Origin of the sequence: Bacillus sp. HMSC036E02 (assembly GCF_001836235.1) — a bacterium.
Taxonomy (GTDB): Bacteria; Bacillota; Bacilli; order Bacillales; family Bacillaceae_G; genus Bacillus_A; species Bacillus_A cereus.
On sequence record NZ_KV827842.1, the window covers coordinates 59890 to 83994 of the forward strand.

Genomic DNA, 24105 nt, shown 5'->3' on the forward strand with positions numbered 1-24105 from the left:
TTCCCCTCCCTTTACTACTTTCTACTTTTTAAAGCAGATAATGTATTTTTCATAACCGATTTCGCTTTCAATAACTCTTTTTTATTTGTTAAATTGTTATTTACTTCTTGATTACTTAAATATTTAGCAAGAGATTTAATTGACGTATGCTCATAAAGAACAACTATAGGTAAGTCTCGTTTAAAGGCTTCTTTTAATTTCGCATTAATACGAACAAGATCTAAAGAACTCATTCCTAGATCGAAGAAATTATCGTAAATTCCTATTTCTTCGATTCCAAACATATCTTTTAATAATTCGTATAATTGTTGTTCAATTTCATTAGTTGGTGGTCTATACGTTGTGGAAACATCTGAACGATTCTGCTTTAATCTATTCTTACTTCCTTTTTCCAATAGTTCATTATAATAGTTGGCACCATTTAAAAGTTTCCAATGTAAATCTATTGGAGAAACCACGACTTGTTGTTGATTTCTATTGATAATACTACGGAATACTTTTAAACCCTCTTCTACAGTTACACCATCATGTAAGACACTTTCCATATCCATATTAAATTGCTTTGCCCATATTTCAGCCGACTTAAGTGACATACCCACCTCTTGCCAATCTGGCCAGTTAATAGCTACAGTGAACACTCCATCATGAGCCCGCTTATAAAACGCAAATGCATCTAAAAATTCATTCGCTGCATTATAACCACTCTGACCAAATTTCATATGATACGCCACATTACCAATTGATGAACATAGCACGAAGAAATCAATTGGTTCATCTTTTAATAAAGCATCGAGTACTAGTGTACCTTTAATTTTCGGAGCTAAAATTTTATTATTAGATTCTTTTTCACGATTCATCATAATACCTAGATAATCAGCGACACCTGCTGCATGAATTACACCATTAATAGAACCAAAACGAGATTTAGCCTTTTCAATTGCCTGTTTCATATCATCTTGATTGGAAACATCAGAACTTAGGATCATGTATTCTGCACCTTGAGACTCCATTGTCAACAAATCAGAAATAACTCGGCTTACACGCTCGTCTTTATTTTCTAAGTACTGTTCCCATTGATTACGAGGTGGGAACTCTGAGCGGCCAATCAATATAAGTTTGACATTTGGTACTCTATTAGCTAAATCTTTTGCAATTTCAAATCCAATTCCACCAAGTCCACCAGTAATTAAATAGACGCCACCCTCTCGTAATCTATCAATTTCTACATCTTCTTCCTCAAAAGGACTTTGAATAATCGTTTGCGCCCATCGATGACGTCCTCGATAAGCTACAACTATATCAGTAGAATCCACAAAACTCTCCATTAAACCCGCTTCTTCAAACATTTGTTGAGAATCTGTATCCATATCAATGGTACGACATTTTATATTTTGAAACTCAAGATTGCATATTTTTGAAAAGCCTAGAATTGTAGCTTGCTCTGGCTTTAAGTTCAGCTCTGTACCTGTAACTTCAAACATACGGTCAGTAAAAATGTTTAACTGTAATGCTCCCTCATAATTAATTTTCCCAATTGCTTGTGCAATATAGAGTAACGAATAATATCCTTCATCCATTGATCGTTCAATTCTCTCTTGATCGAGAATAACCTCATTAACTGGATTAAAGCTCCAAGCATGTATAATCTTATTTGGTAATAAATCTTTTTGTTCTAATTCTGAAAATAACATTTCATAATGCATTTTTTGAGATGGACATATCGTATATAAACCGTCGGATTTTTCAGAGAAAATACCACCTGTTTTAACTTCAATTACATCATGACCTTCTCTTTTTAATTTTTCTATCAGTCGATTGAATCGATTTAGATGATCATTGAAAATAAGCCATTTATATTTTTGTTCTTTCTTTATTTGTATCGATTTTAATGTTTTGCGTTCCCAAGAAGGCAAATAAAACCAGTCTTTAATATTAGCCTGTTTATTATGGCCTCTTGTTTCCTGAGTTAAACTCTGAGATTGAGTATTAAAAAATGGATCAGCTTTAAATCGTTTTTTCATGAAAGGATACGTTGGTAAATCTAATAACCTTTTATTCTCACTGTTATTAAAAGTATTCCAATTTATAGTTCCACCTTGCATCCATAACCGTCCCATTTGCTTGCATAAATGCTCGAAGTCATTTGATTTATCCAGAGGATGACGTAACATGTTTAAAGCCAATTGATCTTTACTTCTATTTAAATGTTTTAATACAAAAGTTGATAATGCATTACCTGGGCCAATCTCAAGGCAAATTACATTTTTCAAATGAAAAATTTCAGATAATCCCTTTGAAAATTGAACAGTACTTCGTAGATGCTGTGCCCAATAAGAAGGTGATGTGGCTTGATTTGCTGTAATCATTTCACCTGTAACATTAGATATATAAGGTATTTTAGGACTTGATAATTTTATATTTCCTACAGCTTGCTCAAATGCATCTAGAACTTCATCCATCATTCGAGAATGGAAAGCATGCGAAGTAAATAGACGCGTTGTCTTTACTCCATGATTTAAAAGTAATTCCTCAATCTTATTGATTGAAAGTACAGTGCCAGAAATTACTGAATATTGAGAGGAATTTACAGCTGCTATATCTACATCATCTGTTATATAGGTTTTTAATTCTTCAACAGATAAATTTACACTTAGCATAGCGCCTTCTGGTACGCTATTCATTAACTTCCCTCTAATCATTACTAAATGTAATGCATCTTCATAAGACATTACTTCTGCTAAACAAGCTGCTACAAACTCACCAATACTATGGCCAAACATGACCCTTGGATAAACTCCCCAATTCATTAGGAGCTTGGCTAATGCATATTCAATAGTGAATAGTAGAGGTTGCGTCATTGAAGTTCTATTTAACTGTTCAGTTGCTTTATCCTCTGTCTCCTTTGTAGGATACAAAATATTTTTCATGTCTATATCTAACCAATTTGAGAGTAAGGCTAAACCTTGATCAACGTGTTCACGAAATACAGGTTCATTTTCATATAAATCTCTACCCATATTGATATACTGTGATCCTTGACCTGAAAAAAGAAAGGCTAAAGGTCTACTCTCCATTGCGTTTGTTTTCTCTAGTCCCGTATCACCAAGTTTTTCTATGGCATCCTCTATTCCATTAGCAACTACAGCAGTTCTATATGGAAATTCACGACGACCTTTTTGTAATGTATAAGCTGTATCAGATAGTGATATCTCTGGATTCTCCTTCAAATGCAATAATAGATCGTTAGTAGCTTTATCTAAGGATTCCTCTGTTTTTGCTGAAACAGTTAATAAGTTCCAAGATTGTTTTTCAAAATTCTTAGCATTGTCAGGAACAGACCCTAACACTATATGTGCATTAGTTCCACCCATCCCAAACGAACTAACACCCGCTCTTCTTACCTCTTCTTTCCATGGGATAAGTTCCGTATTTACACGAAACGGATTTTTTCCAAAATCAATGCTAGGGTTTGGGTTATTATAATGAAGGCTCGGCGGAATTTTCTTGTTTTTCAAAGCTAAGACCGTCTTTATAAATCCTCCAACTCCTGCTGCAGCATCTAAATGTCCAATGTTCGTCTTCACTGATCCAATTAAAACTCTACCTGGTTCTTGCTTACCAAAAGCTAACTTCAATGCTTCTACTTCTATAGGATCACCTAGTTGCGTACCAGTCCCATGAGTTTCTATATATGAGATTTCTTCAGGCTTAACACCAGCTATTTCATGAGCCGATTTTATAACAGCAGCTTGTCCATCAACCCCTGGCGCTGTAAATCCAGCCTTATTGGACCCATCATTGTTTACTGCAGCTCCTTTAATAACTCCATGTATTAAATTTCCATCTCGAAGAGCGTCCTCCAACCTTTTCAGTACTACAATACCAGCACCATTTCCACCCACTGTTCCTTGAGCATCCTTATCAAAAGCTCGACAATGACCATCTGGTGAGAAAATCATACCATCTTCATATAAATATCCTGTTTTTGTTGGATAAGTTATACTTACTCCCCCGGCCAAAGCTATATCGCATCGTCCATCAATAAGATCTGCCCATGCGTTTTGAATAGCAACTAAGGAGGTAGAGCAAGCTGTTTGTACTGTAATCGCTGGTCCTTTTAGATTTAATTTATAAGCCAATCGAGTAGCAAAGAAATCTTTTTCATTTAACAACATTGCTTGGAAATCTTCTAATGTATTTGAAGATTCACTAGCAATAGAACGAAGCCAGTGGAAATTTGGTGATCCTCCAACATAAACTCCTGTATCCATATGAGAAGAATTAACCTCACCTGCTTGTTCTAGTGCTTCCCATGCGCATTCATGAAGTATTCGCAGTTGTGGATCCATCATTTCAGCTTCTTTTAGACTGTAATCAAAAAATTCATTATCAAATGCATCTACATCTTCTAAATACCCTTTAGATTTTATATAATTAGGTTTTTGAATCACTTCTTTTGGTATGCCCATCTCACTAAGTTCTTCATCTGTAAATGTACGAATGGATTCTATCCCTTGTTCTAAATTTGACCAGAATTGCTTAAGATTAGAAGCGCCTGGCATACGAACCGCCATACCAACCACTGCTACATCATTTTTATTCATAGATAAGAGATTTTCTTTCTTAACTTCTTCAAGTTGGTGTTCCATAGCATTATCACTTCTAAAATAGGAAGCTTGATCATGAACCGTTGGGTATCGGAATAACATAGGCATTGTAAGTTCTTTTTCAAACTTGCTTCGTAAACGAGAGAACAATCGAACCATTTTTAAGGAGTTCCCTCCAACATCAAAGAAATTATCATACAACCCTACTTTTTCTACCCCCAAAACTTCCTTCCAAACATCAGCTACCGTTGTTTCAAGCTCATCTAGTAAATCATTTGGTTGTACTAACTTAGTAGGCTTAGGTAAAGCACGACGATTAACTTTTCCATTCGTAGTTAATGGCATTTCACTTAAAAGTACAAAATACATAGGTATCATATACGAAGGTATTTTGTCAGTAAGATAATAACGTAATTCATTTTGAGATATATCTTGATCAGTTAGTATATAAGCACACAGTTCTTGTTCCTCTCCAAAAGCAATAGATAAAACTACCGCTTCCTTCACATCCGCATGCTGTTGTAAATGATGTTCTATTTCTCCTGTTTCAATTCGATAACCACGTATCTTCACTTGATGATCACTACGACCTATATACTCCATTTCGCCATTTTCAAGAATACGGACTAAATCTCCTGATCTATATAATCTTTCACTTGGATCATAAGGATTCTGTATAAAACGTTCGCTGTTTAGTTCAGGACGATTTAGATACCCCCGTGCAACTCCATACCCTCCAACATAAAGTTCCCCTTGCATTCCCTTAGGTGTAGGATTCATATGTTTGTCAAATACATAGCACGAATACGTAGGAAGAGGCACGCCTATAGCACTAAGATTACTGTGCATTTCTTTTTCTCCAATTTCCTTATAAGTAACATGTACTGTTGTCTCAGTTATTCCATACATATTTACTATGACCGTATTAGGTGAACGCTTAAACCAACTTTGCAGTAAACCTGGCTTCAACATTTCCCCTCCAAATGTAATTAACCTAATTTTAAAAGCAAGTTTAGGCATCTCTTCAACTACTTGTTGAAAAACATAGAATGCAGATGGAGTTTGATTCAATACCGTTACTCCCTCATCTGCAATCAACTGAGCAAGTTTATACGTATCACGGATTGTTTCTTTTGTTGCCAGGACAAGACGTCCACCATAAGTAAGTGATCCAAATATCTCCCAAACTGACATATCAAAACAGAAAGAATGAAATAGTAACCACACATCATTACTAGAGAATTTAAAACTATTTGGTTGATGCATGACAAGTTGTATTACATTACTATGTTCAATCATAACCCCTTTAGGACGTCCTGTTGTTCCAGAAGTATAAATGACATATGCTAAATTATTTGGGGCAACATCTACTCTCTCGAAATCTTGCATAGGTGTCTCATTGAGTTCTTCAATAAAAAGCTTTGTGCTATCAAATATAACTTTATCCTCAAATAAATTTGAGGTTATTATTACATTTGAACCACTATCTTGAAGAATAAAATCAATGCGTTCCTGCGGATAATCAGGATCAATTGGAACATAAGCCCCACCTGCTTTTAAAATACCAAGTAGAGAGATAATCATATTAAATGAGTAATCCAACATTACAGCTACTGGCGAATCTAAAGTTACACCTTCTTTTAGAAGAGCAAATGCCACTTTATCCGCAAGCTCATTCAATTCTCCATAAGTCATCTCACTATTCTCAAATGTAAGTGCCACTCTCTCAGGATGCTTTTCAGCTTGCATCTCAATTAATTGATGAAGTGTTGTGTGTGGGAATGTAGCACTTTGATTTTGACCACCTTGAAGCAAAAACTTTTCTTCTGCCTCATCTAACATCTTAAGAGTTTGTATTGGTTGTCCTTCATCTAAAAGCATTGAATCTAATAGTTGTATAAAATGGTTAGTTATACTGGTAATAATGGATTCATCAAATAGATCTTCAGGCCACATCATTGCAAGTTTAATAGAATCGAAACACTCTATTGATACAGTTAAATCATAGTTGGTCATTTCATTTACTTCATAACCTGAAATTCTTACACTTTCATCAATTTCTTTCAGCTTTTCTATATCAAGAGGGTAATTCTCAACTACCATAATAGTGTCAAATGACACGTTTAAATCAACAATAGGAGTCGTTTCATATTCAGTTCTTCTTTGGACATCACTTTGAATTCTTTGTAAAAGATCTGAAACAGTCATTCTCCCATCAGCACTTACACGAAGTGGTGGTGTATTAATAAATAAACCTACCATTTCACTCAGACCATGCATTGGAATTGAACGCCCGGATACTGTTGTACCGAATATTACGTCCTCTGAATTTTTGTACCTTTGTAATAATAGACCCCAGGCTGTATAAAATAATGTAGCCAATGTTACACCTTGATTACTTGCAAAACTTCGAAATCTATCACTTTGCTCTTTATCTATCTCTTTTACATATGTTTTTGCTTTTTTTAGTTGATTAGAATTTTTATTGGATAAATTTATTTGTTCAGTTAATTCATTTAAATATTGTTCCCAAAAAAGCTTTTGTTTTGATTTATCTTGTTTTTGTTGCCATAGTATATATTCTTTAAATTTCTTTTTATTTATAGATGATGGTACATCTCCCTTTATTAACTCTCGATATACCTTAATAAACTCTTGTAAAATAATACTATTACTCCAACCATCAAACAAAATATGATGATGACGTAAAACCATTTCATATTCGCCTTCGTTCAAATGGCACAGTTCGATAGAAAAGGGAACTGTTTGTAAATCAAAGCTTTCTGTATCATTAGATACTTTGCCATCACTATAAATAATGTTCGGAGTATGCTCTTTTAGTATAAGTTGTACAGGTTGTTTAACTTTTTCCCATCGAAAAATTGTACGCAGCATTTCATTTTCCCGCGTTACATAATTCCACGCCTCTTCAAACTTTGGAATATTAATTTTTCCAGTTAAGCAAAGTCGAAGTTCTTCATGATATAGCTTTCCTTCGGATTCTTTCAAATAATGATAAAGAATACCTTCCTGCACTGGTGTAAGGGCGATTACATCTTCAATATCTTCTTTATGAATCTTTACTGCTTTCCTCATTAACAGAACCTCCTACAAGTGTGGTATGGTGTGAATATTTATCGGAACCTAATAAGGCAAGTGCTTTTCTATCTATCTTTCCGCTATCCGTTAATGGCATTTCATTTACACGTACAAAACGGTTAGGTATCATATAATCTGGTAAAAATAAGCGAAGATATTTTTTTAACCTCTCTAACTCAATATCATTTTCTGACTCATAGAAAGCTATTAACTTAACTACCATCTCTGATTCTTGTCTTACAATTACCGCACATTGTAAAACTCCTTCACAAGACATTAAACACGATTCTATTTCCCCTAACTCAATACGAAGCCCATTAACTTTAACTTGAAAATCAATTCTTCCATGAAACTCAATATTCCCATCCGATCTTATTAAAGCTAAGTCACCAGTTTTATATATACGGGTATCAAGGGAATATTGTACAAACTTTTCTGCCGTTAATTGCGGCCTATTTACATATCCACGTGCTAATCCTATACCTGAGATACATAATTCTCCTATATGGCCTTCAGGAAGTTTATTACCATATTTATCAACAACAAACATCTCGATATTCTTAATTGGTCGCCCTATTGGAACGCTCCCTTCTGTAATCTCATGTGTCGGACAATCATAAGCAGTCACATCAATGGTTGCTTCAGTAGGTCCGTACAGATTAGTAAGAAGTGTACCATTAGAGAAATTTAGCAACTTATTAAAACGGTTTACATGTTGAGACAGTAGTGCCTCACCACTAACAAATACTTGTTTCAACGATTTTATTCGGTTAGTTTCACCTGTCACATCAAGATAGTGTAAAAATGCACTTAACATAGATGGTACAAAATGCATAATTGTCACGTCATTACTTTCAGTTGTCTCAATAATAGCCTGTGGAAACTTCTCCATCCCCGGCGCAAGAATACATACTTTGGCTCCAACTATGGCCCACCAGAACATCTCCCATACGGATACATCAAATGTATAAGGGGTCTTTTGTAATATAGTATCCTTTGAACTAATTGGATAAGCCTCTTGCATCCACTCAATTCGATTTATTAAGGCCGAATGCTCAATCATAACACCCTTAGGTTTTCCGGTTGAACCGGAAGTGTATATTACGTACACAAGATCAGAGGGTTTGTTAATACACTCTAGATTTTCACTCTTTCCTTCATAGGAAATCGAATCTAAAGCCAACATATCAGCCTTCAAACTATCTTGAAAACGATGTAGGATTTGCTTTTGCGTAAGTATTAATTTAGCACCGCTATCTTCTATAATGAATTGTAATCGTGATGATGGATGATTCGGGGAAAGCGGAAGATATGCTCCGCCCGCTTTCAATATCCCGAAAATTCCGACAACCATTTCGATAGATCGCTCTACCATAATACCTACAACTGTATCTGGACCAACTCCACCTTCACGTAAAAGACGAGCTAATTGGTTACTTTTTTCATTTAATTCCTTATAGGTTAATGTTTCTTTTTTAAAGATAACAGCAACCTCATCTGGCGTACGGACTACTTGTTCTTCAAACAGCTTTTGTATACATGTACTCATCCGGGGTGTATCTCTCCTTTAGTTACAGGTATTTTTTCAATGGCACGTTTCGCTTTTTTAGCAAATCCCTTACCAAGTAATAGCTGATGAATCTGATTACTCCCCTCAACGATCTCCATTGTTTTGGAATCTCTAAAGCACCTTGATATTGAATAATTATCATTACAACCAAGTGCTCCCATAATCTGTACAGCATTCGTTGAATGCCTTGTACCTGAGCGCGATGCAAAATATTTTGCAATCATAATCTTTTCAGTAGCATCAGCTCGATGTTCATTTTTGGCCTTACAAGCTTCTAAACTAAGGAGTATAGAAGCTTCTAAATCTACTCCCATATCCGTAATCATATGTGAAATCATGCCATGATCAATTAGAGAGTTACCAAATGCACTTCTATGTAATACATGATTCCCACAGATTTCTAAACAAGTACGTAATACACCAAGAGCAGCAAAGGCAATTGAAATACGCCCAAATTCTAAAGCATACGGTGCAAGGTAAGTAAAAGCAAATCCTGGTCTACCAATGATATTTTCTAAAGGTATTTCTACATTATTGAATTCAATTTCTGCCAAATATGCAGCTTTAAATCCAAGCATGTCTCTTATATGAGTAACATTTACACCCGCACTATCTTTTGGTACTAAACAGGCAACTGGTTGTTCACCATTTAGTTTTCCAAATACCAAAAACACATCAGCAGCTGCACCAAAAGTGATCCACTTCTTCACTCCATTAAGTATTAATTTATCCCCGTGTTGATCGAAGTTCGTTTTAATCATATTTAAATCTGATCCTGCTCCAGGTTCAGTAAGGGCTAATGCAGCTATTTGATTACCAGATGCAAGTAATGGTAACCACTGATTTTTTTGATTTTCTGTTCCCCATTTTAAAATCGTTTCTGTTACCATCGTATGGACATTAAATAATCCCGAAAGAGAGACACTACCTCTTGCTATTGCTTCAGTAAATAACCCATACGTTACATAATCCCATTCTAATCCACCATACTCTGCTGGAAGTGTTCCACCTAAATAACCATTTTTAGCACAAGTCTTTATTATGTCTGATGGAATGCCCTGTTCAATCTCCCAACTATTAGCGTAAGGTTCTATATTTTCATAAACAAAATCCGAAAAATTCTGATACATTTTATATTGAGATGGCTCTAAGTATTGTTTCATGTCCATTACCGAACCATTTGCTTATTTCTTATAAAATTACCAATAGAATTTACAGACTTATAGTTATCCATATCTAAGTCATCCATAGTTACCTTTATGGCAAATTCTTTTTCAAGAAAAGTCATCAATTGGATTGCAAATAAAGAATTAACTAATCCTTCTTCAAAAATCTCAGTATCATCATTAAATTCAATACCTACATGATCTTGAATATACATATGAATAATTTGTTCTAAATTTTTATCTTGCATTTTATACACCCCTATTTGTAATTTTTAATTTTAATAAGCGTAAAAACCTTTACCACTCTTTCTGCCACATTCACCTGCATCTACCATCTTTTTAAGTAATGGACAACATCTAAACTTTGGATCTTGATATTCCTCATAAAGTACATTTAATGAATGTAATACTGTATCTAACCCAATTAAATCTGCTGTTTCTAATGGACCCATTGTGTGTCCAAAGCATTTTTTAAATATATCGTCTACCTGTTTAGGTGTTGCTACACCATCCATTACGACCCAAGCCGATTCATTCATGAATAAGTGGGAGATACGGTTAGAAACAAACCCAGTCTGATCATTAACCACAATTGCATCTTTATCTAATTGTTTGAGGAAAGATTGAGCTTTTTCGACCGTTTCATCTGAAGTTAAATACCCTCTAATAACTTCTATAGATGGTTTCATATATACCGGATTCATAAAATGCATTCCTATTATTTTATCTGGACGCTTTGTTACTCCTCCTACTTTTGTTATTGAGATACAAGACGTATTGACTCCAAAAATTGTATCCTTTTTACATATCTCATCTAATCTTCTATAGATCGGCTCTTTAATTTGCCAGTTTTCTGGAACATTTTCTACTATATAATCACATTCAGCCACTTCATCAAGATTAGTAGAGCTACTTATTAACGAAAGTACTTCTTCCTTATGCATTCTAGGAAATGCTTTATTAATTAGAGGAGCAAAGCGAACTGTCTCTAATATTTTCTCTTCCGCTATTTCTAACTGCTCTTCTGTAACATCAATTAATACCGTTTCTAGACCATGCAGTACTAAATCTACTGCCATGCCGATCCCCATTGTTCCAGCACCTACAATACCAATTTTCTTGAACATTTATCCATCATCGCTCCCTTAATATATTTATAATTTATATCTAAAAACTTTTACATTGAAGAACTCTTTGCAGGTAACGTTTTTGTTCTCTCTCTTTAATCTGTTTTTCAGTAAGTGCTGTTTTCATCATTTGGATTGCTTCTTCTACATCACTTTTCTCCACTGAATACCCCGAATTAATTTTTTCTTCCAATTGACTTTGGACCTTTTGAAATGGGAGTACTACCTTTTTCTGATAATCACTTAAATCTGTATTATAATTTTTTGTACTTACAACTACAGTTAAACACCCTGATATAACTTCTTCATAATCAGATTCTTGTAATGTAAAAGAATTTTTTGTATTTAGGATATCTTTCTCCCTTTCATAATTACATGTCGATATAGCAGGGTTAATAGCTTGCAGAAGATACTTCAAGACTTCCTTTGGTCCCATTTCAATAGCTTTCATAGACCCTTGATTCATTAGATAGTGAATCATGTCCAACCATTTCACAGGCTTTATTAATTGTAAGTAAAGGTTTTCTCTTATATTTTCTACACCTTTATACATTGAACTATCATGATTCGCTATGACAGGTACTAATGGCTGTTTCATATCTATATTTTCTAGTACACTCTTATATTTTTCAGCAGCAGGTTGCATCATAGGAGAATGAAATGGCCCACTTAATTTAAGGGGGATTGCAATTCCCCCATGCTCTACTACCATTTCACAAGCTAACTGAACCGCAGAGTTTGTACCAGAAATTGATGTTTTATTTGGAGTGTCATAAGCCGATATATATACTTCCTGTCCCTTGGTTGACAATTCTGAACAAATACCTTCAACAATTTCTGGAGCAAGATTGTTAACCCATGCCATAGTTCCATCTATAGTCAATGCATAGCTACTCAAAATCGTACTACGTTCTTGTACTAATTTTAAGGTATCTGAAAATGCAATTGCTCCAGAAGCACATAGAGCTGTATATTCTCCCAAAGAATATCCAATCATTGCCTCTGGTTTATTGCCTATTTCCTGTTCAAAAACTCGAAAAGCTGCCATGCTAGTTGTTACTAAAGCAGTCTGTGAATTTTGTAACTTTTCAAGGTCAGCTTTGTATATCTTCTCCATACAAAGGGAAGCCATGTCTATTTTTAGAGTGTCACTTGCTTCTTCAAATATCTCACGTGCTACAGGGAAGTTTTCATAAAGGTACTTACCCATTCCAGAATAATGGGATCCTACGCCAGGAAACATAAATACAATATTCATCTTTTTATCTCCCTTTTTTTCATCTTAAGCTATCTTCAACTCTATCTAATAAAGCTCGTCCCTCTTCAGTTTTTCTTAAATTCACTAAATCAACTACATAGCGAATATCTGATACATCATTCCATCCTAAATCCAGTGCAAGATTCATATGCTTTAACGAAAGATCAATTCTATCAATTAATGAATAACCACATGAAAGTAAAAAGTGATGCCATGCATTTAAATCTCCTACAGTACGAGCTTTTTGTACAAACTCACTAGCTTTATTAAAATCTGAATAGTATCTTAGTTGATGGTATGCGGTAAAAACGAAATTATCTAATTCGTTATAAGGAAACACATAAGCTGTATAGGTTTGAAGATTTGTGAATCCAACTTTTCCCGCTAGTTTAATAGATGGAATACGAAAATCCTCTGTCTTCCAATGTGGTGTTCTTCCTTGTTTTAAACAGTCATCCAAGAATGCTCTTGCAGCCAACCAAGCATACCCTTTACCTCGCTGGAATAAATCATAAGTGTTAATTCCAATTTCCACATCAGTATCTGTCGCAAAAACCGATAAGCAACTAGTTACAACTTGTTCATGTACCATTACTACATAACCAAATCCATTTCGAATGAAATCCTGAGTTGACTCCCAAAAATCAACAATATCATCCCGTACCATTGCGAACTTTTTATCTGATAACATGTCGATTGTAATACGTTCCACCGTTACCTCATCAGGCATATTAGGTTTAGATAACTTATTATAAGACTCCGGATCAAAAGTAAATGTTACTCGAGTGTAAGGTTTAGGAATAAACATTTGCAATTGTTCCTCGACAACCTGTTTCCATTTTGATTCGGGTAATAATTCAACCTGAAAAAAGTCATCCCCTATCTGCTGAGCCTCAGGTGCAATTACTTCTTTAATAAAAGTTGGTAGACTTGAAACAAAATTACTTGTAGGATCACCTAATAAATAAAAAATTTCTTGTTCTGCCCATACAAGTGCACATCTAGGGTTATTAGGATTATCCACATAAATATGTCCCTTATTGTAACCATGAGCTATACCATTCAGTATTGGATGGTTCTTATAATCAACGAGAAGTGGAGATATTTGTTTGAATTCATCCTTTTCTTTTACCAATTCATAAATCATATTCTTAAAAGTCCTCCCTTTTGAGAACAAGTGTGAAGTGCATGCTGCGCAATAATTGGCTGAAGTACCTGCGAGGTACCTTCAATAATTTCTAAAACCTTTGCTTCCCTAAATAAACGCTCAACAGGATATTCTCTTGAAAACCCGTTTCCACCAAACACTTGGACAGCGTTTGTGGCTACCTTCATAGCCATCTTTGAGGCAAAATATTTTGCAATGGTTGTTTCAATTACAGCATCAGTATGTCTATCCTGACGCTTTTTCCCAGCCTCTTGGCATAACGAACGAGCTGCTTTTATATTTACACTTGCTTCTGCTAAAATTGTTTGAATTGCTTCATATTCACATATATATTTATTTCCTTGTTTTCTTCTTCTTGAATAAGCTACCATTGCTTCTAGTGCTTCTTGAGCAATGGCTACTCCCGCCCAGGCAATACTATATCTACCATGATCAAGAGCTGTGTTAACTACATAACTCCATCCACCCCCAATTGGTCCTAACAAATTTTCAGCTGGTACCTTTACATCTTGCAAATGAATCTCAGCTATATGCGAGGAATTACTTGCTAACAGTTTACTCATTTTATTTGTAGAAACACCCGTCATTGACCGTTCAACAATAAAAGCGCTAACTTTTCCCTCACTAGACGCAAAAACTAAAAAACAATCCGCAATGTCAGCAAAAGAAATCCATTTTTTGTGCCCATTAAGAATAAAATGATCATTAACTTGTTTATAGGAAGTTCCAACAGCTTTTGCATCAGAACCAACCTCTGGCTCAGTTAGGGCAAATGAAAATAATAGGTTCCCCTTTGCCATCTCAGGTAACCATTTTCTCTTTTGCTCTTCAGTCCCCCACCTTTTAATTGACTCCCCTACTAAAGATACATGAACTGTAAGTAATTCACGAACCGAATTACAAGCTTTACCAATGATTTCAGTAAGACGACCATAATCTAAAGAATCAAGAGAAAGCCCACCATATTCTTTTGGTATCGTTGCACCCAATACACCATAACTTGAGATTTCTTGTATCACATCATAGGGAAGCTCTTCATTACTTTCAAACTCACTTGCTCGAGGCCGAAGGTTCTTTTCCGCAAACTCATCAACTACTCCCAGAATCTCTTCTGCATTACTCATACTGTGAAATTCCCATTCTTCTTTTTGTTAATTAGATCAACCATATTACTAATAGTAGAAAAGTTAATAATATCAAGTTCATCATTATCTACTACTATATCAAACTCCGTTTCTATGAAATTTAACATTTGCATAGCAAAGAGCGAATTTACATAACCTTTTTCAAATATGTTGTCATCATTAGCAACAATAGTCTCCTCTGCATTAAAAATAATAAGATTTTTTTTAATGTATTGACGTATTTTTTCATGATTATCCATGTAATTACTCCTTCTGAGACCTGGGAAATCAATTAACCTATATCCCAATTAAAATCAGTCTCTATTTTTATTTTTTCTTTCTCCTGAGTCGCAGATAAAACAAGTTCTTTTTCCTCACTTGTTAACATTTGAATATCTTTTAGACTAACATTAGGATGAGTTGTTATTTCTTCTAATAGAAGGTTAAATCGCCGTCCAAATTCTACTATTGTTGATTTATGAAATAAAGATGTAGCATATTCAAAAGTGAATTCATATATATCTTTATTTTCTTCAGCAATAAGAGTTAAATCAAACTTACTTGTTAGTGTATCTGTGTTTGTTTCCGTGCTAATTTCTAATCCATCCACAACTGTATGTTTTTCATCCGAATTTTGTAATACAAACATGACATCAAATAAAGCACTTCGGCTTAAGTCTCTAGAAAGATCTAATTTTTCCACTAATTGATCAAATGGATACACCTGATGTTCGAAAGCTTCTAACGTATCGTTTTTCACTTTTTTCAAGTGATTAATAAAAGATTGATCTGGATTTATTTGATAACGTAATGCAATCGTATTTACAAACAGCCCCATAAGAGGTAACAGATCAGCATGCGGCCTACCTGCAACTGGTGATCCTATAATGACATCCTTTTGTTCCCCATGCTTGTACAGAAAAATAGTGAAGGTAGCCATAAGTAACATAAAAGGTGTCGTATCAGTTTCTAGTGCTATTTTTTTTATTTTCCGAGTAATTTCCTTGTTTACTTGGAAATTATATTGTTCACCCTCAAAACTCTTTACAGGTGGCCGACCTCGATCATATGGTAATTCAAGAACTGGTATATCCCCTGAGAATAATTCTTCCCAGTATTTCTCATGGATATCAAATTCTTTAGAAGATAATAGTTTTTGTTCCCACACAGCATAATCTTTATATTGCAAACGATTTTCCGGCAATGTTTCCCCAGCATATAGGGCCTTAAAATCATGCATAAAGATACTTAAAGACACGCCATCTGTTATGATGTGATGAAGGTCAATTACAAGTAAATAACTATGATCTTTTAGCTCCTTTAGTCCAGCCCGCATTAACGGAACCTTAGAAAGATTAAATGGTTGCAACCATTCTTTATACTTTCCCTTTATCATTTCTAGCTCAAATGTTACCTGTTCTAATACTCTCTGTACTAACTGATCTCCCTGCCACTCAAACTGTGTTCTGAGTATTTCATGGCGTTTAATAAGCTTTTCAAAGACTAATTCTATCCTTTTCCGGTCCACCGTTCCTTTAAGAATAAAACAACTTGGTACATTGTATGTCATCTGTGCCCCATCCATCTCTTGTAATAACATCATTCTTTTTTGAGTCGATGAAACCGGGTATACCTCAGATTCCGGTACTATTTCTATATCTTGCAGCCTATTTTCTTTTGAATTTTTAATAAAATGACTTAAAGTGCTTATTGTTGGATACTCAAAAAGATTTGCCAATGATAATTGCACGTTAAATTCTTTCCATATTTTAGCGTTGATTACAGTAGCATGAAGGGAATGACCACCAAGTGCGAAAAAATTATCTTCCACACCAATACAAGGATTACCTATAACTTCTTTCCATATATCAACTAGCTTTCTCTCCATATCATCGAGTGGTTTTACATAATTAGTAGTCTCCATCAATGGAGAAGAATCTATAATTACATTCTTTGTATTACCTTCTATAACAGAAAAAAGAAATATCATTATTTGTTCAGCTAAATTTTGCTCGTATTCTGCAGCATGGTGAATTTTATCTGAAATGTTTACTATTCCTTCTTTAGTTACTGATTTTGTTAAGTGCATTTTTATCAATGATCCACGAATTACTCCCCAATTGGCAGCTGCTGTCTTCATAGATTCAGCGATAGTTTGGAAGTACGAGTGATAACGCTCACCAAGAAACGAAAGCATTTTTGAAAACTTCACTCGGCCATCTACAACTTGACCTAAATGTGAGAATAACGGAACATCATTAAAGTCTAAATATCCATCTGTCTCTTTATTTAAATCAAACCTACTTATTAGTTTCGTAGCAAAAAGGTGCATTTGTGAAAAAATATGTTTTTCATCTTTTATATGTTTTATCCAATTTGACAAATCGGTTGTAATCGATTGTATGTCTGTGATTTCATCTTCAGTAACTTTTAAAGTACTTACTTTTTGATAACCCTTATGAAAAAGTTCTGTTGAAAGTTGTGCATTTTTAACCATAAAATATGGATCGGTAATAATTAAACAGTCTTCTTCGGGCTCATATCCTACAATAACAAATGAATGAACAATATGATTTTTTAGATAATTCTCATCCCAAGGAAGCCAGTATGCATTCATGGTTACCACCACAGGAAATCCCGAGTATAATTGTTCTAATATAATTTCAAATCCTTCATCGGATGAATCTGTATCAAATATAGTACTTTTTATACCATGATATTTTTCTAAATCACTTACAAAATAACCAGACTCTGTATATAAACCATCCCCTAGATTTCCATTATCGACAGGAGAAAAACCAAAATCCCATAATCTAGCGTACATTAAATAATGTTTACGCTTAAACCAATTAGCTAACGTAGCAATTACATCATCAATACAATTCTGTTCAGAACTTTTACAAGGCTCTACATCATATAAGATTGAAGAAGTATAATTTCCCATTTACTCACCTCTATATTTTTACCAACAGGAAAAACTATTGTAATTTGGTTATTTCTCTATACTAAGTTGACAGAGATATGTATATCTTCTTTAAAAAGCTATCCATTATTATTAACGCATTTCATATAAAGAATCTTATTTCTCGAATCACTTTTTTATTTTAATCATTCTATAATAGGGAGGAGAATTCCCTAACTCATAGTCACCAGAATAAACACTAACATTCTAGAAAGCTAAGAGGGAAAGCTCCTTTAATCCCACAGTATAGCAAGTGTGAATTTAAACTCTTAAAAGTCGTGTTTACAATATGAAGTAATACTAATTATTTTTCTTTTCTGCTATATAAGCAGCTAGTTGTTTAATATTGCGTTTTGTATATGCGACTAAGTCGTCCGTATTAAGATTCTCATTTTCTAAAGCAAGATCAAGCTCAATAGCTAGTAGAGAATTTCCTCCTAAGTCAAAGAAATCATCCTCTACACCGACAGCTTCAATCTTCAATATACTTTTCCATATTTCAACCAAACGAGATTCTAACTCATTACTAGGAGACATCATACTCTCCTCCTCATTCTTAGGTAAAGATCTAGGTGAAGGTAAGGAATGTCGATCAACCTTTCCACTTGGTGTTAATGGTATGTTTTCAACTTCAACAAAGAAAGTAGGTATCATATAACTCGGAACTAATTTCGCAAGATGCAATTTCAAATCAGAAATGGATACAAGTGATTTTGCTACGAAATAAGCTACAAGTTTTTTCTGCCCATCTTCATCTTGAATGTCTACTATCACTGCTTCTTTAATTGCATGATGTGAAGATAAAGCATCTAAAATTTCCCCTGGCTCAATTCGATATCCTCTAATTTTTAATTGTTCATCATTTCTACCGAGGAATTCTATATTCCCATCAGGTAACCAGCGTGAAAGATCTCCTGTCCTGTACATTTTCTCCCCTTTTACAAATGGGTCTGGTAAAAACTTTTCTTCAGTTAATCTCATTTGATTTACATATCCTCTTGCAAGCCCTTCTCCCGCAATATACAGCTCTCCTACCGCGCCAATAGGCTGAAGTCTCTGTTTTTGATTAAGTATATAAAGCCTTACATTCGGAATAGGCTTTCCAATAGGAATAGTATTATAGTTTTCACTTTCTTGAAGTGAAAACGTACTTGCGATAACTGTCGCCTCAGTAGGACCATACATATTTTCTATTTGAGTCGATAGTCGATGCTTTTTAAACTTATTAACCACCTCATGTGTCAAAGCTTCACCCGCAAGTAATATATACTTCACTTTATTTAAAACCTGGCAATTTTCATTATTAAGTGTATTTACGAAAGCTCTAAACATAGACGGTACAAAATTTAATAATTTCACATCATATTTATCTATAGTTCTTAAAATTGCTCTTGGGTTTCGATGTTCCCCATTGTCCATTATTACTAATTTACTACCTACTATGGTCCACCCAAACAACTCTAAAACAGATACATCAAATATATAAGGTGTCTTCAGTAAATACGTATCTGATTCATCCATAGGATATAAATGAGACATTGAAAATAAGAAATTCACAATACTACAATGTTCAATCATGACTCCTTTTGGTCTACCTGTAGAACCGGAGGTGTATAAAATATAAGCTAAGTTATTTGGTTTTCCAGTAACCTTCAGGTTGCTTGTATCACCAACGTACAAATTTTCTTGCTTTAAATCAATAATCTCTCCTACAAATGGAATTTCACCTACGTATTTAGATTCTGTAAGTACAAATTGAGGATTACAATCCTCTAAAATATGTTCCATTCGACGCTTTGGATATTCAGGATCAATTGGTACATATGCAGCTCCAGATTTTAGCGCAGCAAATATAGCTATAATCATTTCTACGGATCTTTCCACAACGATACCAATTTTAGTTTCCTGATCTACACCTTTTTGTCTAAGAATACGAGCAAGCTGGTTTGCTCGATTATTGATATACGAATAACTGTACGGTATATCATTTGAAATAACTGCGATTTCTTCTGGTTTATTTTCAACCTGATCCTCAAAAAATTGATGAACTAATTTACCCTGAGTAAAATCTAATTTTGTATTATTAAGTTCATTTAACATCCTTGTGGATTCACTTTTACTTAAAACATTAACGTCTTCAATTTTCGCTTCAGGATTAGCTACCATCCACTCTAGCGTATTTATAAAATGCATCATAAACCGCTCTATAGTTTGCGGATAATATAGTCCTGTCGCGTATTCCAATTCTAATCGCAGACCCTCTTCTTCCGGAAATACTTCTATACTCATATCTACCTTTGAAGCTTGATGCTTAATTTCGTATGATTTAAATGTAATATCTTTTATTTTTTCTGATGTTCTTCCGATATTCTGCATTACTAACATGACATCAAATACAGGATTTCGATTAGTATGATAAGCCATGTCTAACTTATTTACTAACTCATCAAATGGGTATTCTTGATATTGAAATGCTTCTAGCGCATTTTCTTTTACTTCATTTAAGAATTGAATTATCGTCTTTTCCGCTTTAGGATGATTTCTCATAGGTAGAGTATTTACAAACATACCTATGATAGGCTCAAGATCATGATGAATTCTTCCTGCAATTGGAGAACCTACTATAATATCTTCCTGTTGCGTATACACATGCAATACTATATTTAGTGACGAAAGAAGTACCATATATAAAGTAGCTTCTCTTTCATCCGCAAAGGATTTTAATTTATTAGAAAGTTCAGGTGTTAGATGGAATACTAATCTATCACCTTCAAAAGTTTGATTTAGCCCACGTGGCTTATCGGTTGGGAACATAAGAATTGGTAACTCACCTTTAAACTTATCTACCCAATACTCTTCAATTTCTTTCAGCCCTTCATCATGTAAACGGTTGGTTTGCCAATTGGCATAATCTTTGTATTGTATTTTTATAGGCACTAAGGCTTTGCCTGAATATAAATCTATAAACTCTTTTTCTAACTTCGCTAAAGATACTCCATCTGCTATTATGTGATGAAGATCAAAAAGTAACAGGTATTGATTGAATTCTAATTTCATTAAACCGACGCGCATAAGTGGAGCCCTATCTAACTGAAAAGGACGAACAAATTCCTGTATTAACTCTTCAATTGTTGATCTATCAGATTTATATAAATGTTCAATTCTAATATCTAAACTATCATGAATAAATTGAACTGGTTCACCTTTAATAAATTGGAATGAAGTTCTTAATGATTCATGACGTTCCACTAATTCTTTGACACATTGTTCTGCCTTTATAAAATCAAACTCACCTTCTATTAACATTGCACCTGGTATATTGTAGGCAGTTCCTATTCCAGCAAAGCGGTTTAATATATATAATCTTTTTTGTGAGGAAGAAGCTTGATAAAATTCTGTATCAGGTACGATCTCAATTTGAGAATAATTTTTCTTCCCTTCATATTTCTCTATATAATCCGCTAATAGCATAATTGTAGGCCTTTGAAACATTTCACGTATAGGTACATCTACACCTAAACGTTTATATATGTGTGAAACAACAGAAGTAATTTGTAATGAATTACCTCCTAATTCGAAAAAGTTATCATTCACACCTATTTTCTCTATTCCAAGTACTACTTTCCATATCTCAGAGAGCATTTGTTCAATTTCATTACGTGGTTCAATAAATAAAGCTGTGGATTGCTCCCAAATTGGATCTGGAAGAGCTTTCCGATCTATTTTACCGTTTGATGAGATTGGAAACTGCTCAATCGGGATGATGTATGCAGGAATCATATAAAAAGGTAAATACTCTCTAAGGAATTGGCGTACCTCTTCTACTTTAGCTGAAGAATTCATAACAACATATGCACATAAAACCGGAGCATCTTCTCCCTCTTTTTTACGTGTAATTACAATAGCTTCACCAATTTCAGGATATCGTAATAGTTGCTTTTCTATTTCTCCCAATTCAATTCGTAATCCACGAATTTTGACTTGATCGTCCATACGGCCTAAATATTCAAGGTTTCCATCTGGTAACCAGCGAGCCAAGTCTCCAGTACGATATACCTTGTCATCTATAATAGAAGAACCTGTTTTGGTGATTTGTATAGGAACAAATTTGTCCATAGTTAACTTAGGTTGATTTAAATACCCTCTTGCTAGCCCTTCTCCTGAAATACACAACTCTCCAGGAATTCCAACGGGTTGTAACTGTTGATTATCACCCATAATATAAACTTTTTGATTGGCTAGAGGTCGTCCTATTGGTAATTGATTCATAAGTTCTAACTTATCGTGCTGAACATGATAACATGTAGAATCTACAGTAGTCTCCGTAGGTCCATAAGCATTTGTTAAATTAGGTTGGCAGTTCTTATTAAATAAACCAAGGAATTTCCGCGCTAATTTCGGTGGTAATTCCTCTCCAGCAATAATAAAATGTTTAAATGAATATTCTATTTTTTCATCTATAAAATTAGTTAATAATCGAAGATGCATCGGCGTTCCATCCGCGATATTTATTTGCTTTTCTTGATAAAAATTCATTAGCTTCTGCCCATCAGTTCTTGCTTCCTCTGGTACTATAAATAAACTATTTCCTAATAAAAGCGCACCAAACATGTTTTGTACTGAAGCATCAAACTCAAAAGGGGAAACTAACCCGATTCGCATAGAGGAACTATATTTATCATATATTTCATTTTTTAACCCGAATATTAAATTTACAACACTACGATTTTCAACCATAATTCCTTTAGGATTACCTGTTGTTCCAGAGGTAAAAATAACATATGCCAAATCGTAAGGTGTACTTACTGAAGGGAAACTAACCAATTCTGTTTCAAGTAGTTCATTAAAACTTACCATACTACAATCCTGGATTTCCCTTGTAAAATCTTCACTAATAACTTCTGGTTTTACTATACAAAGTGGAGATTTACATTCTTTTAGCATTGCCTCTATCCTTTTATACGGCAAATATATGTTAATAGGTAAATAAGCAGCCCCACTTTTTAAAATACCTAGCAATGCAATTACTGCATCAATGGATCGATCCATCATAAGGCCAACAATGTGTCCTTTTCCAATTCCTTTTTTATGTAGAGAACTGGCAACCAGATCTACCTTTTCTTTTAATTGAGCGTATGTTATTTCTCTTTTGTCATCAGAAACAGCAAGCTTATTTGGATTATGCATGACTTGTTCTTCAAATAACTGTATCACCGTTAAATGATGCGGGTAATCTAACTCAGTTTGATTAAATGTAATTAACTCTCTTACATCATTATCACTAATCCAATCTAACTCTATATGCGGTGTATTCGGTTGTAGTAAAGCTTGCTCTAACAAGTCTATAAAATGATGACCAAATCGCATAACAGTAGATGTTTTATATAGATGCTCATTAAAATACATATCAACTTCTATACACCCATTTACTTGACGGAAAGAGAATATAATCTCAGCATTGCTCTCACTTAAATAATTTAAATCTTGAATTTCCTCTAGCAAAATTGCAGTACGGAACGGATAATTACGCCCCTCTGGAAGGTAGTTACTCAAAACCGGTTGTAAACTTTCCAATGGGAAATTTTGATGTTCTAAAGCATTAACCATTACTGTACTAACATGCTGGAGAATTCGTCTAAATGTCATATGTTCCTCAAGACCATGTCTTAAAACTAACAAAGTATTAATAAGGTTAGTATCACTGTCTTGTTTTAAAACAGGTGTACCAATGCATATATCTTGCAATCTAGTATATTTATTTAACAGCAAGGTAAGTCCAGCAGTAAGAATCATGTGCAACTGAAGATCTGATCCATTTGCTAACTTTAAAATCTTCTCGGACAATTCCTCTTTTAGTTTTATGTTAACATTTGATAAATTCACCTGTTTGTTTGATGTCCGGTAATCATAAGGGAAATGGCAGTCAGCCAGTTCCCCTGATAAGTTTTCTAACCAAAATTCTCTTTCCTTTATTCGTTCATTTGCGGCAATTACTTTATCTTTATTTGCTATTCGTTCAACCAT

At 34.3% G+C, this 24105-nt stretch carries 11 protein-coding genes; all 11 read right to left on the bottom strand.

The features are described from left to right. Positions 1–14: 14 nt before the first annotated feature. Positions 15–7703, bottom strand: a complete 7689-nt coding sequence (locus HMPREF2590_RS12600) for a hybrid non-ribosomal peptide synthetase/type I polyketide synthase (RefSeq protein ID WP_070861430.1) — start codon at positions 7701–7703, stop codon at positions 15–17. Beyond that, positions 7678–9255, bottom strand: a complete 1578-nt coding sequence (zmaJ, locus tag HMPREF2590_RS12605) for a zwittermicin A synthase ZmaJ (RefSeq protein ID WP_002099041.1) — start codon at positions 9253–9255, stop codon at positions 7678–7680. The genes HMPREF2590_RS12600 and zmaJ overlap by 26 nt, the downstream gene beginning before the upstream one ends. Continuing rightward, the gene (locus HMPREF2590_RS12610; RefSeq protein WP_000367340.1) at positions 9252–10445 is read right to left on the bottom strand and encodes an acyl-CoA dehydrogenase family protein; all 1194 of its coding nucleotides are present in this window, start codon (positions 10443–10445) and stop codon (positions 9252–9254) included. Before HMPREF2590_RS12610 ends, zmaJ begins: the two co-directional genes overlap by 4 nt. Further along, positions 10445–10690, bottom strand: coding sequence for an acyl carrier protein (locus HMPREF2590_RS12615; RefSeq protein WP_001152970.1), 246 nt, complete (start codon positions 10688–10690; stop codon positions 10445–10447). Before HMPREF2590_RS12615 ends, HMPREF2590_RS12610 begins: the two co-directional genes overlap by 1 nt. A 30-nt stretch (positions 10691–10720) precedes the next feature. Beyond that, positions 10721–11569, bottom strand: coding sequence for a 3-hydroxyacyl-CoA dehydrogenase family protein (locus HMPREF2590_RS12620; protein ID WP_000473347.1), 849 nt, complete (start codon positions 11567–11569; stop codon positions 10721–10723). A gap of 40 nt (positions 11570–11609) precedes the next feature. Then, positions 11610–12827 (bottom strand): ACP S-malonyltransferase, encoded by a 1218-nt coding sequence (locus HMPREF2590_RS12625; RefSeq protein WP_001028181.1) that lies wholly within the window; start codon positions 12825–12827, stop codon positions 11610–11612. A 19-nt stretch (positions 12828–12846) separates the two neighbouring features. Continuing rightward, positions 12847–13974, bottom strand: coding sequence for a GNAT family N-acetyltransferase (locus HMPREF2590_RS12630; RefSeq protein WP_000638854.1), 1128 nt, complete (start codon positions 13972–13974; stop codon positions 12847–12849). Beyond that, positions 13971–15119, bottom strand: coding sequence for an acyl-CoA dehydrogenase family protein (locus HMPREF2590_RS12635; RefSeq protein WP_000063360.1), 1149 nt, complete (start codon positions 15117–15119; stop codon positions 13971–13973). The genes HMPREF2590_RS12630 and HMPREF2590_RS12635 overlap by 4 nt, the downstream gene beginning before the upstream one ends. Beyond that, on the bottom strand, positions 15116–15379 hold the full coding sequence (locus tag HMPREF2590_RS12640) for an acyl carrier protein (RefSeq protein WP_070861431.1): 264 nt from the start codon (positions 15377–15379) through the stop codon (positions 15116–15118). Before HMPREF2590_RS12640 ends, HMPREF2590_RS12635 begins: the two co-directional genes overlap by 4 nt. Positions 15380–15411: 32 nt before the next feature. Beyond that, on the bottom strand, positions 15412–18063 hold the full coding sequence (locus HMPREF2590_RS12645) for a condensation domain-containing protein (RefSeq protein ID WP_070861433.1): 2652 nt from the start codon (positions 18061–18063) through the stop codon (positions 15412–15414). 318 nt (positions 18064–18381) lie between these two features. Then, the gene (locus HMPREF2590_RS12650; protein ID WP_070861435.1) at positions 18382–24105 is read right to left on the bottom strand and encodes a non-ribosomal peptide synthetase; all 5724 of its coding nucleotides are present in this window, start codon (positions 24103–24105) and stop codon (positions 18382–18384) included.

Excerpts from the sequence above, each read along its gene's own strand:
- HMPREF2590_RS12600 (WP_070861430.1), bottom strand. The coding sequence starts at position 7,703 with ATGAGGAAAGCAGTAAAGATTCATAAAGAAGATATTGAAGATGTAATC.
- zmaJ (WP_002099041.1), bottom strand. The coding sequence starts at position 9,255 with ATGAGTACATGTATACAAAAGCTGTTTGAAGAACAAGTAGTCCGTACG.
- HMPREF2590_RS12610 (WP_000367340.1), bottom strand. The coding sequence starts at position 10,445 with ATGGACATGAAACAATACTTAGAGCCATCTCAATATAAAATGTATCAG.
- HMPREF2590_RS12615 (WP_001152970.1), bottom strand. The coding sequence starts at position 10,690 with ATGCAAGATAAAAATTTAGAACAAATTATTCATATGTATATTCAAGAT.
- HMPREF2590_RS12620 (WP_000473347.1), bottom strand. The coding sequence starts at position 11,569 with ATGTTCAAGAAAATTGGTATTGTAGGTGCTGGAACAATGGGGATCGGC.
- HMPREF2590_RS12625 (WP_001028181.1), bottom strand. The coding sequence starts at position 12,827 with ATGAATATTGTATTTATGTTTCCTGGCGTAGGATCCCATTATTCTGGA.
- HMPREF2590_RS12630 (WP_000638854.1), bottom strand. The coding sequence starts at position 13,974 with ATGATTTATGAATTGGTAAAAGAAAAGGATGAATTCAAACAAATATCT.
- HMPREF2590_RS12635 (WP_000063360.1), bottom strand. The coding sequence starts at position 15,119 with ATGAGTAATGCAGAAGAGATTCTGGGAGTAGTTGATGAGTTTGCGGAA.
- HMPREF2590_RS12640 (WP_070861431.1), bottom strand. The coding sequence starts at position 15,379 with ATGGATAATCATGAAAAAATACGTCAATACATTAAAAAAAATCTTATT.
- HMPREF2590_RS12645 (WP_070861433.1), bottom strand. The coding sequence starts at position 18,063 with ATGGGAAATTATACTTCTTCAATCTTATATGATGTAGAGCCTTGTAAA.
- HMPREF2590_RS12650 (WP_070861435.1), bottom strand. The coding sequence starts at position 24,105 with ATGGTTGAACGAATAGCAAATAAAGATAAAGTAATTGCCGCAAATGAA.